This window comes from Acinetobacter sp. YH12076, assembly GCF_013419525.1.
Classification (GTDB): domain Bacteria; phylum Pseudomonadota; class Gammaproteobacteria; order Pseudomonadales; family Moraxellaceae; genus Acinetobacter; species Acinetobacter amyesii.
In genome coordinates, this window is record NZ_VOZY01000009.1 from 43,907 (window position 1) to 59,813 (window position 15,907).

11 protein-coding genes are annotated in these 15,907 nt (G+C 42.6%); 2 read left to right on the forward strand and 9 right to left on the reverse strand.

Annotated features, from left to right (window positions below; translation table 11 throughout):
* Nucleotides 1-2 precede the first annotated feature (2 nt).
* The 7 genes from nuoH to ndhC all read right to left on the reverse strand — a co-directional run bounded on the left by nuoH (nucleotide 3) and on the right by ndhC (nucleotide 8,672).
* Nucleotides 3-1,019 carry an NADH-quinone oxidoreductase subunit NuoH gene (gene nuoH / locus FTU22_RS10465; protein WP_078191100.1) on the reverse strand — a complete coding sequence of 339 codons (1,017 nt, stop codon included), beginning with the start codon at nucleotides 1,017-1,019 and terminating at the stop codon, nucleotides 3-5.
* Between the two features lie 3 nt (nucleotides 1,020-1,022).
* Nucleotides 1,023-3,701: an NADH-quinone oxidoreductase subunit NuoG gene (gene nuoG, locus FTU22_RS10470; RefSeq protein WP_180094352.1), complete on the reverse strand. Its 2,679-nt coding sequence runs from the start codon at nucleotides 3,699-3,701 to the stop codon at nucleotides 1,023-1,025.
* An 11-nt stretch (nucleotides 3,702-3,712) separates the two neighbouring features.
* The gene (nuoF, locus tag FTU22_RS10475) at nucleotides 3,713-5,044 is read right to left on the reverse strand and encodes an NADH-quinone oxidoreductase subunit NuoF (protein ID WP_111884890.1); all 1,332 of its coding nucleotides are present in this window, start codon (nucleotides 5,042-5,044) and stop codon (nucleotides 3,713-3,715) included.
* The gene (gene nuoE, locus FTU22_RS10480) at nucleotides 5,041-5,550 is read right to left on the reverse strand and encodes an NADH-quinone oxidoreductase subunit NuoE (RefSeq protein WP_078191103.1); all 510 of its coding nucleotides are present in this window, start codon (nucleotides 5,548-5,550) and stop codon (nucleotides 5,041-5,043) included. The genes nuoF and nuoE overlap by 4 nt, the downstream gene beginning before the upstream one ends.
* Nucleotides 5,551-5,564: 14 nt before the next feature.
* Nucleotides 5,565-7,352 (reverse strand): NADH-quinone oxidoreductase subunit C/D, encoded by a 1,788-nt coding sequence (gene nuoC, locus FTU22_RS10485; protein WP_078191104.1) that lies wholly within the window; start codon nucleotides 7,350-7,352, stop codon nucleotides 5,565-5,567.
* Nucleotides 7,353-7,439: 87 nt separating this feature from the next.
* Nucleotides 7,440-8,117: an NADH-quinone oxidoreductase subunit B family protein gene (locus FTU22_RS10490; protein ID WP_078191105.1), complete on the reverse strand. Its 678-nt coding sequence runs from the start codon at nucleotides 8,115-8,117 to the stop codon at nucleotides 7,440-7,442.
* Between the two features lie 6 nt (nucleotides 8,118-8,123).
* Entirely contained in the window at nucleotides 8,124-8,672 is a 549-nt protein-coding gene (ndhC, locus tag FTU22_RS10495; protein WP_078192295.1) for an NADH-quinone oxidoreductase subunit A, read from the reverse strand.
* A gap of 557 nt (nucleotides 8,673-9,229) precedes the next feature.
* On the opposite strand from ndhC, the gene FTU22_RS10500 reads away from it, so the two are divergent.
* On the forward strand, nucleotides 9,230-9,586 hold the full coding sequence (locus FTU22_RS10500) for a hypothetical protein (RefSeq protein WP_078192296.1): 357 nt from the start codon (nucleotides 9,230-9,232) through the stop codon (nucleotides 9,584-9,586).
* A 92-nt stretch (nucleotides 9,587-9,678) separates the two neighbouring features.
* Here FTU22_RS10500 and bfmS read toward each other — a convergent pair whose 3' ends face one another.
* Entirely contained in the window at nucleotides 9,679-11,340 is a 1,662-nt protein-coding gene (gene bfmS / locus FTU22_RS10505; protein ID WP_180094354.1) for a sensor histidine kinase BfmS, read from the reverse strand.
* A gap of 44 nt (nucleotides 11,341-11,384) precedes the next feature.
* Nucleotides 11,385-12,101, reverse strand: a complete 717-nt coding sequence (gene bfmR, locus FTU22_RS10510) for a response regulator transcription factor BfmR (RefSeq protein ID WP_067764711.1) — start codon at nucleotides 12,099-12,101, stop codon at nucleotides 11,385-11,387.
* Between the two features lie 588 nt (nucleotides 12,102-12,689).
* Between bfmR and FTU22_RS10515 the strand changes: the two genes are divergently transcribed.
* A complete protein-coding gene (locus FTU22_RS10515) occupies nucleotides 12,690-15,521 on the forward strand; it encodes a ribonucleoside-diphosphate reductase subunit alpha (RefSeq protein ID WP_168378562.1) in 2,832 nt (943 codons plus the stop codon).
* Nucleotides 15,522-15,907 lie beyond the last annotated feature (386 nt).

A 15,907-nucleotide genomic window follows, 5' to 3' on the forward strand; every position in this document is an offset into this window, starting at 1 on the left:
TCTTAGGCCTGATTCATCAGAATCACAGCACCAGTTACCAGAAGGTTAACCAACGCCAATGGCAAGCAAATTTTCCAACCAAAGTTCATGACTTGGTCATAACGTGGACGCATTAAAGAACCACGAGCCAAGACAAACATCATTACAAAGAATGCTGTTTTAATAATGAACCAGAACGCAGCTGGAATGAATGGAATATCTAGGTTGAAAGGCGCTAACCAACCACCGAAGAATAAAGTCACGATTAATGCAGAGATCAGTACGACGTTGACGTATTCCGCAACGAAGAACATACCCCATTTCATACCGCCGTATTCGACATGGTAACCTTCCGCCAATTCTTGTTCTGCTTCTGGTTGGTCAAATGGATGACGGTGAGTTACCGCAACACCCGCAACCACGAAGATTAAGAAACCTAAGAACTGAGGAATAACAAACCAAACATCACGTTGAGCTTCAACAATTTCACGCATGTTGAATGAGCCTGCAATCGCAACCACACCCATCAGTGAAATACCCAAGAACACTTCATAAGAAATGGTTTGAGCAGCAGAACGTAAACCACCAAGTAATGCGTATTTGTTATTTGATGACCAACCACCGAACAATACTGCGTATACCGCAATACCAGCCATTGCCATAAAGAACAATAGACCGATGCTCATGTCTGAAACACCTAGATAAGGTGAAACAGGAATAACCATGAACGATAGCACCGCAGTTGCCATCGCAACTGCTGGAGCCATACGGAAAGTCAATTTGTCAGCAAATTTTGGTGTCCAGTCTTCTTTGAACATGATTTTCAGCATGTCGGCAACAATCTGGAACATACCGCCCGGACCTACACGGTTCGGACCGTAACGGTCTTGCCACAAGCCGAGTAAACGACGTTCAATAAAAGACATCAACGCAGCGATCAATACCACAACCAGTAAGATCACAATTGCTTGAAGAACTGAATAGGCGATTGGCCAGTTTTCAGCCCACAGCGGCGTTTGACGGATTAATTCTTGTTCCATGAATTACACTCCTACCGCGACTGAAACAGGTTCTGCAAGCGATACTGTAGGTGCTAGACCCACTGGGTAACCGATATAACCTGTAGGTAAGTATTCAATCACTTGAACTGGAAGGACGATTTCAACATCCCCTGCTTTCACAGCGATACGTTGACCATCTTGAACATTTAAGCGTGCTGCATCTTGTTCACCCACAGCAAACATTGCTTCAGGAATACGTGATTCCATCGCAGGTGTTTTCACTGTAAATTCACCAGAAGCGAAGATGTGATGCATCGGTACAAGACGGAAGCTTTCACCATTAACCGCAACAGGTGCAGGTGCAACGAATGTACGTGCTGGACGTTTCGCTAAACGATCAAATAAACGAACGCCTGCATCACCACCTTTTAAGTGACCACCCACGTTGTCTTGGAATTTGTTCCAAGCTTGTGGTGAGTTCCAACCTGCAGACCAAGCAAATGGTACAAGTGAAGCTGGAGTTTGGTTACCTACATAACCTTCCATAGAGAACGTCAACGCAGAGTCTTTATCGACTGGTTGTTTTGGTTCATGAATAGAAAGTGGTGCGCGCATCGCAGTACGACCTGAGTAACGACGTGGTTCACGTGCCACTTTCAGACCATGTACACGGAAGCCAGCATCTGGTGCTACATCTTGAATTGCTTCAAGTGCAGGAACGTTTTTCGCTACTGACTCAATCACGTCATCAAGAACTGTCCAAGAAATCGCTTTGCCTTTCACGCCAGTTTCAATGGCATGTAACCAGCGCCAAGATTCTTTGATCGCAAGTTCTGGTTTGTAGTAGCTTGGGTCATACACTTGGTAGAAACGTTGTGCACGGCCTTCCTGAGAGACAACAGTACCATCACCTTCAGCAAATGAAGCAGCAGAAAGTACGATGTTGGCTTTCTTCACAGTTTCAGTTTCAGAATGATCAAGTACGATCACTTCTTTACCAGAAAGTGCAGCATTCACCTGAGCGGCTGGTAAGCGACGATAAAGGTCATTTTCCACCACGATCACAGTATCGTAATCTTGTGCAAATGCTTGTTCTAGGCTTTGACCACCAAAGATCGCTAAGCCCATTGAGTTCACTTCAGGAACAGTCAATGTTAAGCCCGCATTACCAAGGTTCTGTGCAACTTGTGCAGCAGCTTCCATGATTGATGCGTCTTGCAAGCTTGTACCAGAGATGATTAATGTTTTTTTCGCAGCTTTTAAAGTGTCAGCAATCGTTTGTGCAAATGCTTTTGCATCGTCATCCAAACCTAAGATCACTTCACCTTTGACAGCAGCAGCGACCGCAAAACCTAAACGTGCAATGTCGTTAGGTGATGCAACAACTTCACCTGTTGCAACATCAGCTAAACGTGTTTGAGTTGCAGCAAGGATGTAAATCGGAGATTTCGCATCTTGAGCAATACGTTGTACAGGCTCAGCCAACCACTCTTGCGTACGGCGCTCTGCAGCCATTTCTTTAGCTTTATTTTTCGCAGCTTGGCGAACAGATAGAGCCATACGTGGTGCAGTTTGAGTCAGATCTTCACCCAAAATTAACACAGCATCGTAGCTTTCAATTTCACGCATACCAGGGTTATAAACACCTTCGGTTTGCATGATAGAAGCTGCAAGCTCAACAAGTTTTTGCTCTTTTTGAGACATACCTGTTGAGAAGTTGTCTTGACCTACAAGTTCGCGAAGCGCGAAGTTTGATTCAAGGGACGCACGTGGTGAACCGATACCCAATACTTTTTTGCCTTGGATATTTTCAATTACGGTATCCAATGCTTGGTCTACAGAAACTGTAGTCACATTTGCACCAGAGCGGAATTGTGGTTGACGTGGACGATCTTCACGGTTCACATAACCTGTACCGAAACGACCTTTATCGCAAAGGAAGTATTGGTTCACGTCACCGTTAAAGCGGTTTTCTACACGACGTAGTTCGCCATAACGTTCACCCGGAGAGATGTTACAACCTGAAGAACAGCCTTGGCATACGCTTGGCGCATACTGCATGTCCCATTTACGGTTATAGCGTTCAGAGTGTGTTTTATCTGTGAATACACCTGTTGGGCACACTTCAGTCAAGTTACCAGAGAATTCAGATTCTAAAGTACCTGATTCTGGACGACCAAAGTAAACACGCGAAGCGTTTGCATACACACCAAAGTCCGTACCACCTGCATAATCTTTGTAGTAACGCACACAACGGTAGCACGCAATACAACGGTTCATTTCATGAGAAATGAAAGAGCCTAGCTCTTGGTTGTAATGCGTACGTTTTGTGAAGCGGTAACGACGACGGTCATGCTGAGTCATTACAGTCATATCTTGTAAATGACAGTGACCACCCTCTTCACACACTGGACAGTCGTGTGGGTGGTTGGTCATCAAGAATTCAACAACAGAAGCACGGAAATTTTTTGCTTCGTCATCTTCAATCGAGATGTAGGTATTGTCAGATGCAGGCGTCATACATGACATAACTAAACGACCGCGAGTATCTTCAGGATTCGCGTATTGAGTCACAGCACATTGACGGCAAGAACCGACAGAACCTAAGGATGGATGCCAACAAAAGTATGGGATGTCGATGCCAAGGCTAAGACATGCTTGTAGCAAGTTCTCTGAGCCGTTGACTTCATACGATTTTCCATCGACATGAATTGTAGCCATAGTCGAATTCCTTAAGCTTGTTCTACGTTGCTAGTTTGAGCTGCCGCATTTACGACTTTAGCTTCAAACTCGCCACGGAAATGTTTGAGTGCGCCCATTAACGGTTCCATCGCACCTGGAGCATGCGCACAGAAAGTTTTACCAATCCAAAGCTTACGAGTCAGTTCTTGTAAGTGATCGATATCTTCTTTCTTACCTGTGCCATCTTCCAAGGCTTTAAGCGCTTTAACCGCCCAAGGTAAGCCATCACGGCATGGTGTACACCAACCGCAAGATTCACGCGCAAAGAATTCTTCTAAGTTACGGGTTGCTGAAACCATACACTGAGTTTCATCGACTACCATGAGCAAACACGTACCTAAACGTGAACCTGCTTTCATGATGCTTTCAGCATCCATAGGAAGGTCAATATGTTCAGCAGCAAGGAAGTCTGTAGAAGCACCACCCGGTAACCATGCTTTGAGTTTTAAACCATCACGCATACCACCAGCATGATCTTCAATCACTTCACGCGCAGTTGTACCAAATGGAAGCTCCCAAAGACCTGGGAATTTTACTTTGCCTGAAGCGCCATAAATTTTAGTACCTGGATCTTTCGACTTACCTTCAGATAAACCGATATACCATTCAGGACCACGAAGCATAATTGCGGGTAAGTTGTTGTAAGTCTCTACGTTGTTAACAATCGTAGGACGACCCCAAGCACCTGCAACTTGTGGGAATGGCGGTTTAGTACGAGGGTTCGCACGGCGACCTTCAAGCGAGTTAATCAATGCAGTTTCTTCACCACAGATATAACGACCCGCACCAGTATGCACGTGTAACTCGAAGTTCCAACCTGTACCTAAGATGTTTTCACCCAAGTAACCTTTGGCACGAATTTGGTCCAATGCTTCATTTAAGTATTGAGCCGCTTCGATGTATTCACCACGGATGAAGATATAACCCTGTGTTGCTTCTAATGTATAAGCAGCAATCAACATACCTTCGATCAACTGATGAGGAAGTTTTTCCATCAACAGACGGTCTTTAAAGGTACCTGGTTCCATTTCATCGGCATTACAGATAAGGTAACGAGGGCCTGAGTTATCATTTGGCGCCATAAGCGACCATTTGATCCCTGCAGGGAAGCCCGCACCACCACGACCTTTTACAGTCGCAGCTTTGATCACTTCAAGCACTTCTTTCGGTTGCATGCCAACAGCTTTCTTAAAGCCTGCATACCCTTCAAGTGCTTCGTAATCATCTGCACTGCGAACGTGTTCCTGTTTGCTCAAACGCCAAGTTAATGGGTGAGTTTCTGGGTTACCGTCGCCATAAATTGGTTTTGGTTCAGTATTCATACATACTTCTCCAATAACTGTTTAATTGAAGTCACTTCAACTAGACCGTGAGTGTCTTCGTCAATCATTAACGTCGGACCTTTGTCACAGTTACCTAGGCAGCAAATTGGCAATAAAGTAAAGCGACCATCTGCAGTCGTTTGACCAAATGAAATGCCTAATTCACGCTGGAATGCTTCAGCAAGTGTTTCCGCACCCATCAAGAAACAAGCAATCGAGTCACATAATAAAATTACGTGGCGACCAACTGGTTGACGGTAAATACGGTTATAGAAAGTTGCAACACCTTCTAGGTCTGCAAGGCTCATGCTAAGCAATTGCGCAATAGCATTCATCTGTGCATCATCTACCCAGCCATTACGGCGTTGTACACACTTCAAAGCATCAAGACATGCTGCGCGTGGGTACGGATAGTGACCAATGTGATGTTCGATATCGTGGATTTCTTCCGCAGTTAAAATCCCTTCAACATTCACACGTGGTTTTTTGTCAGTCAAAATCATCATAATGCGATTACCCCTTAGCGATCCACGTCAGCCATTACGACGTCAATTGTCGCTAAATAAATGATTAAGTCAGACATTAAGCTGCCGTTAATCACAGAAGGCATTTGCTGTAAGTGCGTGAAGGTTGGTGTACGGATACGTGTACGGTAACTCATCGTTGACTTGTCTGAAGTCAAGTAGTAGTTCGACGCACCTTTTACCACTTCCGCCATTACAGAGCTTTCGCCTGCTGGCATTACAGGACCCCATGACACGCTCAAGAAGTGCGTAATCAATGTTTCGATGTCTTGTAAAGTTTTATCTTTTGGTGGTGGAACAGCCAGTGGATGGTCTGCTTTGTATGCACCAGAAGGCATGTTGTCTAAACATTGCTTGATGATTTTCAGCGATTCTTCAATTTCACGGAAGTGAACAAGAACACGTGCATAAGCATCGCCTTCGTACTCTAAAGGCACATCGAAGTCGTAGTTTTCGTAGCCGCTATAAGGACGGTATTTACGAACATCGAAATCAATACCTGTAGCACGTAGACCAGTACCCGTTACACCCCAAGCCAATGCAGATTTAGCATCATACTGAGCAACATTACGGGTACGACCGATAAACACTGAGTTTTTAAGTGCTGCAGTGTAATACTCGTTCATACGCTTCGGCATCCAATCTAGGATTTCGCGAATGAGGTGCTGCCAGTTGTTTGGCAAGTCGTGCGCTGTACCACCGATACGGAACCATGCTGGGTGCATACGGTAACCCGTGATCGCTTCGATCGCGTCATAGATTTTTTGACGGTCAGCGAACATATAGAATACTGGGGTCATACCGCCGGCATCCTGAATCGCAGTACCAATGAACAATAAGTGGTTATTGATACGGAACAATTCAGACATCATGACACGGATACATTGTGCACGATCAGGAACGGTAATCCCTGCCATTTGCTCTACGCCAAGAACGTAAGGCATGTTTTGCGCACAACCACCTAAGTAGTCAACACGGTCTGTATACGGAATGAATGAGTGCCATGTTTGACGCTCAGCCATTTTTTCCACACCACGGTGGTGATAGCCGATGTCAGGAACACAGTCTTTCACTTCTTCACCGTCCAACTGCAAGATCACACGGAAGGCACCGTGCGCAGATGGATGGTTAGGACCCAAGTTTAGGAACATGAAGTCTTCATCATCGTTCCCACGCTTCATACCCCAATCTTCAGGTACGAAACGAAGATGTTCTTGTTCGTAATCCTGTTTCGCTTGGTTTTGGCGATAAGGCGTGTATTCGGTCGCACGTGCAGAATATTCTTTACGTAACGGGTGACCTTCCCAATATGTTGGCAACAAGATACGACGGAGCATTGGATGCCCTTCGAAGTTGATACCAAACATGTCGTAAGCTTCACGTTCGTACCAGTTGGCATTCGGCCAAATATTGGTTGCCGTTGGAATGTTTACATCATTCTCAGCTAATGCAACCTTGATACGAATATCACTGTTACGCTCTAACGATAACAAGTGATAGAACACAGTGAAGTCAGATGCAGGCAGACCATCGCGGTGTGTACGTAAACGCTCATCAACCGCAGACAAGTCAAACAGCATCACGTATGGACGTGACACCGTACGCAAGAACATTAAAACTTCTTGTACACGTGCGCGCTCAACCCAGACTGTTGGAAAGTCTTCAAAAGTCGTTTGCACGTAGAAGTTCTCACCAAATTTGGTTTTGAGCTCTTCTACAATTGCAAATGCAGGGCGGGAATCAACTGGAGTTGATTCTGGCATAGCAATGTCAGTTTCAGCCATTGGCTTGGCTTCCTATTTAATACAAATTCAGTCAATCAAAACGACAATTACACCCAGTCCGGGTGTATCAATATTTCGTCGTAGTGATTATTTAATTTCATCCATTGAGCGTAAGTTTTTCACTGCAATACGCTGTGCGTTCTTACGGTCACGTTCTGGCATCATCTTTGGCTTATACACTGGCTTAAGATCATCACCAATCACGGCCGATAAAGGACGGCGCTCAAGTTGAATCTGGTCTTGCAATAACATCAATGCCTGAATTAAAGCTTCAGGACGTGGTGGGCAACCCGGGATATACACATCGACAGGGATGATTTTATCCACACCTTGCACAACTGAATAAATGTCGTACATACCACCAGAGTTTGCACATGCGCCCATTGAGATTACCCATTTAGGCTCAAGCATTTGCTCGTACAAACGTTGAATTACAGGCGCCATTTTCATGAAGCATGTACCTGCAACAATCATCAAGTCAGCCTGACGTGGTGAAGCACGAATAACCTCGGCACCGAAACGTGACAAGTCATGCACGCCTGTTAAAGTCGTTGCATACTCTACGTAGCAGCAAGATGTACCAAAGTTGAACGGCCAAACTGAGTTTTTACGACCCCAGTTTACTGCTGTATGTGCAACATCCTCTAAACGAGTCATGAACACATTTTTATTCACTTCTTCTTCAAGCGGATCGGTGACGATTTGACGCTCTTGAAGTGGATATTGATCAGCATCCGGATTCGCACGGGTTAATGTATATTTCATCCCGTCTTACTCCTTGTCAGATGATGCAGTCGGTGACTTAGATTTCACACGACCAGATGATTGCGCTGGAATTTGACCTGTAGGGTCCATAACCAACTCTTCAATAGAGTTAAAGCGTGTGATTTCTGCGATATCCATATTTGGCGAACCAATTTTAGGTTTAATTCCCGCCGCTTTACGCTTGTCAGAAGGTGACCAATTCAAACCACCAGAAGACAATTCATAAACCAAACCAGCAAGTAAAACTAAAATAAAGACTGCTGCAGCTGCAAAACCAACCCACCCAGTTTCACGAACAGAAGATGCCCATGCATAAAGGTAAAGTGCTTCGATATCGAACACCACGAAGAAGATCGCAACTAAATAGAATTTCGCAGACAAGCGAATACGTGCACCACCAGCACCTACTACACCTGACTCAAACTGCTCTTGCTTAGCACGACCCCATGATTTACCCCCAAGGAGTAAAGGGACGGTCAGCATAAAGACGCAAAGGAATGTAACGCCGATCACGAAGGCAATAATTGCCCAATCGTATGGAGTAATGGCACTCATGCGGGGATAACTCCTGGCAGGCCTATTTATTAACAAAGAATGTATGTATTGGCCTTCAAATACACCAAACACAAAATTAATCCCGCCAATTGTACCTGATTGAGGAGGCTTCTTGCTAGCTTATCGATATTCGTCTTTAGGATGATTTTTTAATCATTTCAGCATTTAAATTGGGTTTACTCCCTTAAATTTAGGATTAATCGTTTAATTAGATTAGATCTTATTTTTTTATTAATTATTACATTTATGTGATTTTAACAGAAAATTATGACTGTTCAGTTTCATGAACAAATCCTTCAACTTTTAGCTCATGTATTAAATTTTCATGGCCGTATAATTTATTAAAGAAATTCCATCTTGTTTCAAATTGGTTGCCTTTTTTATCCCATCTATTAGCTTTGATCTTTCCCCTAAAATGAAAAACAAGTTGAATTAGCACAAAGAAAAAAGTCTTTTTTTAGCTTCTTGTGACTTTTTTGCAATTCTTTGACACGACCCACAAAGAGTGTGATATTTGTAGTTAAAACAGAAAAAGCAATCACAACGGAGAGACAATAATGACTTTAGAATTTACGCATAAACCTGATTATTTTCTATCTGCACAATTGGTGATTCACCATATTAAAAGCTACTTAGATAAGCATCCTGATGCTCAAAATGCCATTTTTGATTTACGTGATATTTATGAGTTGTTACGACAAGATTTAGCTTCTGCAACAACCAACCTTAACGGGATTATGAATATTGCAGATGAATATAAACTTGAAACTTTAAACGGTGATCAAAAACTTATTAGCAATTATTCTATCGATGCTAAAAACAACTCCTTACTCATCGATTTTAATGCAGATGCTCTTGCCGCATTAAAAAATGGCAAACCTATTATTGAACCCGATGCAACAATTACGGAATAAGTAGAAAACTGATATCAAAAAGCCATTCAAATTGAATGGCTTTTTATACTTATCATTCACTAAAATCAGCTTAGCTACATATCTAAGCTTACTTAATTTTCATTGGTACTCGGTTCTTTAACATCTAACTTCGGTTTATTTTTCTTAAAACGAGTTGCAGGCCATGTCATGGTGAAACGCGCCCCGCCTAATATTGGACTTTCATCAATATCAATAGTCCCGCCAAACCAATATGCAATGCGACTAACAATCGATAAGCCTAAACCATAGCCCCCTGAGGCACGAGTGCGACTATCATCTAAACGTGCAAAAGCATCAAAGATACGTTTACGATCTTCTTCTGGAATGCCGGGGCCATCATCTTCAACACAGATATAAGCCATACCTTCATCATTCACACCACCACTAATCAGCACTTTATCATCACAATATCGCACTGCATTCCCCACCAAGTTTTGTACAACACGGTGTAAATAGCGACGCTCGGTTTCCACAACCACTCCAATTGGTGGTGCTTGCAATTCCAAGGTTTTCCCAGTCTTTAAGGCTTCAGTTTCAATCAGGACCTGATCTAAAACTTCAAACAAGCTGACATCTTCAAACTCCAAAGATGGCATACCCTGTTCGAGCTTAGCATAGGTCATGATTTCATCAATCAAGGTGTTGAGCGCTTCGATATCTTTGTCGATTTGTTCAACTTGTTGCTGCCGGTAATCATAATCATCTTCATCCGCCATCATTTCTACACCAAAGCGAATACGTGCCACGGGTGTCCGCAGTTCATGCGATACCGCGCGCATCAACTCACGCTGTGCTTCAATTAAACGCTCAATATGATCTGACATGGAATTATAGCTCGATGCTAAAGTACCAAACTCATCCGTGCTTTCGACAGGCAGACGTACAGATAAGTCCCCGCCCTTCATTTTATTTAAAGCATAATTTACAGCACGTAACTTACGTTGCATCGGTACCAATAGACCATAAACACCCAAACTCAAGACAAATAAGCTTAGTAGCGTAATACCGGCCGCCAATTGGAAAGGCATCCAATTAAATAGCGGTACCGGCCCCATGACCAAGACTTCTGATGTTGAACTTGGAATTGGCGATACGATCGAAATAGTTGTGCCGCGCTCCGTCGCACTATCACGATACAAAATAATGCTGTGATCTAAACGTAGTCGGCCGATTTGCTCAGAGTCTAAAGGTAAACTTTGAATATTTTGAATTGAAATTGGATAAGAAAAATGATGTTGGATTTTTTCAAGATATTGTTTTTCTTGACCTGGGTAATACACCAAATAATCCAGTATAAATACAGGCAATGCTTTCATTTGGCGTTCTGAAATATTATCAGCTTTTATATACAGTAGATGTGCAGGGTCATCTTTTAAGCCAATAATAATATAAGCTGCTGTGGTTTGTGCGTCCCAACGCACTACAGCTTTACGCTCTTCTATACGTTTTGTTTCCGCTCGGGTTAAATCAACCTGATTAGCTTTTACATAATAAATAGGCAACTCAAGTAGATCGGATGCATCTGACACCCAATCTGACTTTTGTTGTTCATTTGGCTGACGTGCAATACCTTCACTTATAATGAAAGCCAAACCGTCAGTAAGCGATTCACGATATTCTTGCGCGCGCTGGTAGTTTATGATTTGCACCAGCAAATAGCCAAATGTAGCGACTAAAAAGACTAAAATCAGTAGCCCCGCATAAACGCGCAAAAATATACTGTGTTTAAACACGTAAAAGTGTCCTACTTTGCCAAACTAAGGGACGGTATTTTACATTAAATGCCGTTGGTTTCTTTTACGAATAAATAACCTTTACTACGTACGGTCTTAATACGTTTCGGGTTTTCTGGATCATCGCCAATTTTTGGACGAATACGCGAGATACGCACGTCAATTGAACGGTCTTGACCATCGTATTCAATACCACGCAGACGCTCAAAAATATCTTCACGAGAAAGAATGCGACCCGCATTAGATGCCAACAACCATAAAAGGTCATATTCTGCACTGGTAAAGTCAACCAACTCATTATTAAGTGTGACAGAACGACCACCATTATCAATTACAAGATCATCAAATTCGATGCGCTGTGCAACCTCATCTTCTGGTGCTTTGTCTGTACGACGTAATAATGCACGAATACGCGCAAGTAAAACTCGAGGTTGAACAGGTTTTGCAACATAATCATCTGCACCCATTTCTAGACCCAACACTTGGTCCATGTCTTCGGTACGTGCAGTCAACATTAAAATTGGTTGATGGTAGTGTGGACGAACTTCACGACAAATGGTTAAACCATCTGCACCCGGAAGCATCACGTCAAGTAATACCATATCTGGTTGTTCAGCGATAATACGGCGAATCGCACGATTACCGTCTGGTTCTACCCCAACTTCAAGTCCGTTACGGATTAAGTATTCTTGAGTTAAACGAGCAAGACGCTCATCGTCTTCAACAATTAAAATTTTAGGTAACTTTTCTTCTTGGCTCATTGATTGCCCCTTATTTGATTGGGCGTATCCTATTTGAAATCCGATAGATACGCTTAAACATAGTTTGCAATATACACACGTTTACATTGTAAACAAGATGGCATTCACCAAACTGATACATCAATATCGTATTTTGTAATAAATTTTAACCTGCTACATTTTTGCAGCCGTATTTACCAATCATTTCCATGACCTATTGCTCACAATACCAACAATTATAAATTTGGATACATTTTCATCGAATAAAAACTGACTGATTAATTCACAACTTTTTAGGCTTTCTGAAGTTATCCACAATGTTATCTATAAGCACTCTTTTTCGACTTTGCTATGCTATGCCCTTGTCGGATAAGGCATATATAACAAAGATAAAAAATAGGGATTTTTTGAGATGGATTTCTGCCAGAAAAGTTCAAAGCATTTAGTAAAATGTCAATATTGATATACCCTGAATTTTCCCGTATCTTGTGTTCAATAAATTTTTAAACCACTAGGTCTTGTGTTTAAACCTCAAACACTGTGGCATAAAAATTGCCCAGTTCAAACGGTCCTAACATAAAAATAGATGACAAATGGAGCTATGCTAGCATGAGCGTAACGAATTCAACCCCTGGTCAAATTCAGGTGATTAAACGCACCGGTGACGTTGCACCTTTTGATGCAGAAAAAATCTCTGTGGCGATTGGTAAAGCGTTCTTGGCCGTTGAAGGCCAGCAAAGCGCTGACTCCAGCCGTATTCATGACCGTATCTCTCAATTAACTGAGATGGTATTGAATACCTTTAACCGTCGTTTACCTTCTGGCGGTACCATTCATATTGAAGAAATTCAGGATCAGGTTGAACTTGCGCTTATGCGTACAGGTGAGCAAAAAGTTGCTCGCTCTTACGTGATTTACCGCGAACAACGTGCCGAAGCTCGTAAACAAACTGGTGCTCACCACCACCCTACTTTACAAGTGACAGGTTCAAACGGTCAGCTTAAACCGCTTGATCTTGGCGCACTTGAGGCAAATATTGTTAAAGCAGCTGAAGGTTTAGAAGGCATCGATGTTCGAGCGATTATCGATGAGACTGTAAAAAACCTTTATAACGGCGTAAAAGAGTCAGACATCTCAACGACCATGATGATGGCTACTCGTACACGTATCGAACAAGAACCAAACTATACATATGTGACTGCGCGTTTATTGCGTAACGACCTTGTTGCTACAGGGTTAGAGTTCTTAGGTTTAGATACTGACACGAATGAAGGCGACGCTTTAGAAACTTTCTTGAAGAAAGGTATCGAGCTTGATCTTCTTTCTCCAGAACTACTTAACTTTGACCTTGCAAAATTGGCTGCTGCGATTCAACCAGAACGCTCAAACCAATTTACTTATCTAGGTCTACAAACCTTATTTGACCGTTACTTCATCCACTCAGATGGTGTACGTTTCGAATTACCACAATTATTCTTCATGCGTGTTTCAATGGGTCTTTCATTGAACGAAGCAAACCGTGAAGAACGTGCAATCGAATTCTATAACTTATTGTCTAGCTTCGATTACATGGCGTCTACGCCTACTCTATTTAACTCTGGTACTTTACGTCCACAGTTATCTAGCTGCTACTTAACAACGATTTCAGATGACCTTTACAACATTTATGGCGCAATGCGTGATAACGCAATGTTGTCTAAATGGGCGGGTGGTTTAGGTAATGACTGGACACCAGTTCGTGCGCTTAACTCGTACATCAAAGGTACAAATGGTAAGTCACAAGGTGTTGTACCGTTCCTTAAAGTTGCCAACGATACTGCTGTTGCAGTCAACCAAGGTGGTAAACGTAAAGGTGCAGTATGTGCATACCTTGAAACTTGGCACTTGGACATCGAAGAATTCCTAGAACTTCGTAAGAACACAGGTGATGACCGTCGTCGTACACACGACATGAACACAGCGAACTGGGTTCCTGACTTGTTTATGCAACGTGTATTCGAAGATGCTGAATGGACTCTGTTCACACCATCTGAAACACCTGATTTGCATGACCTAACAGGTGCAGAATTTGCTGAACGCTATGCTTACTATGAAGGCATTGCGAAAGAAACCAACATGCTACATAAGAAAGTCCGTGCGAAAGACTTATGGCGCAAAATGTTGTCTATGTTGTTTGAAACTGGTCACCCTTGGATCACATTCAAAGACGTATGTAACTTACGTTCACCACAACAACACGTTGGTGTAGTTCACTCTTCTAACTTGTGTACAGAAATTACGCTGAACACTAACGAAGATGAAATCGCAGTATGTAACTTAGGTTCAATTAACCTTGTACAACACGTTCAAGGCGGTGTGTTAGATCGTGAAAAGCTTGCTCGTACAGTTAAAACTGCTGTTCGTATGCTCGACAACGTGATTGACATCAACTACTACGCTGTTCCTCAAGCACGCAACTCGAATTTGAAACACCGTCCAGTGGGTATGGGTATCATGGGCTTCCAAGATGCTTTATACGAAATGAAATTGGCTTATGGTTCTGATGCTGCGGTTGAGTTCGCTGACGAATCTATGGAAGTGATTTCTTACTACGCAATCCAAACGTCTAGCGACTTGGCACTTGAACGTGGTACTTACGAGACATTTAAAGGTTCACTTTGGGATCAAGGTATCTTGCCAATTGACTCTTTAGATATCGTACAAAAAGCTCGTCCTGACCGTATGTTCGAAGTTGACCGTACAACACGTTTGGACTGGGATACTTTACGTACTAAAGTTCAAAAAGACGGTATGCGTAACTCAAACGTGATGGCGATTGCACCGACTGCAACCATTTCGAACATTTGTGGCGTGTCTCAATCAATCGAACCAACTTTCCAAAACTTGTATGTGAAATCTAACCTTTCTGGTGAATTCACAGTGATCAACCCGTACCTAGTACGTGCGTTAAAAGATCGCGGTCTTTGGGATTCTGTAATGGTGAACGACCTGAAACACTTCGAAGGTTCGGTTCAAAAAATTGCACGTATTCCTGAAGAGCTTAAAGCAATCTTCGCGACTGCGTTCGAAGTTGAGCCACGTTGGATTGTTGATGCTGCATCACGTCGTCAAAAATGGATCGACCAAGCTCAGTCTCTTAACCTTTACATCTCTGGTGCAAACGGTAAGAAACTTGATATGACGTACAAAATGGCATGGTTACGTGGTCTAAAAACGACTTACTACCTACGTGCATTGGGTGCGACTTCTGCTGAGAAATCAACCATTAACACTGGCGCATTGAACGCAGTTAAGCCTGCTACTGTTGCAGCACCTGTAACTGCTGTTGCGAAAGAAGAACCTAAAGCTGAAGTTGCTGCTGAAGAAGAAGGTTTTGGTCAAGCAGCTCCAGTGCCAATGGCATGTTCAATTGACAACCCTGATTGTGAGGCTTGTCAATAATGCAAAAAGTTTCTATGGGTGAGCTAATAATATTCATGATTTTACTACTACTAATTGTAGTAGCAATCAAAGGATAAAAATATGCTAGAACATTAGCCTCTGCATTAGAGGCTTTTGTTCAACCCATAGATTTTTGCCAAAATCACAGATCTTAAAGGAAAACTCCATGCCACATATGACGCATAACTATCAGTTAGGGCTTATTGCTTTGGTGGTTTCCTTTATTTTGACTTTTTATGTCCCGATCGCCTATTTCTGGTTCAAGGCATATAAATCGCGTAATCAAAATAAGTAGTGGGGATATTTGCTCTACCGAACACTTTTAGAGCAGTGATCGACAAAACTTAATTTTGCTTACACAAATTGAGCGTATAGTAGGACATCTC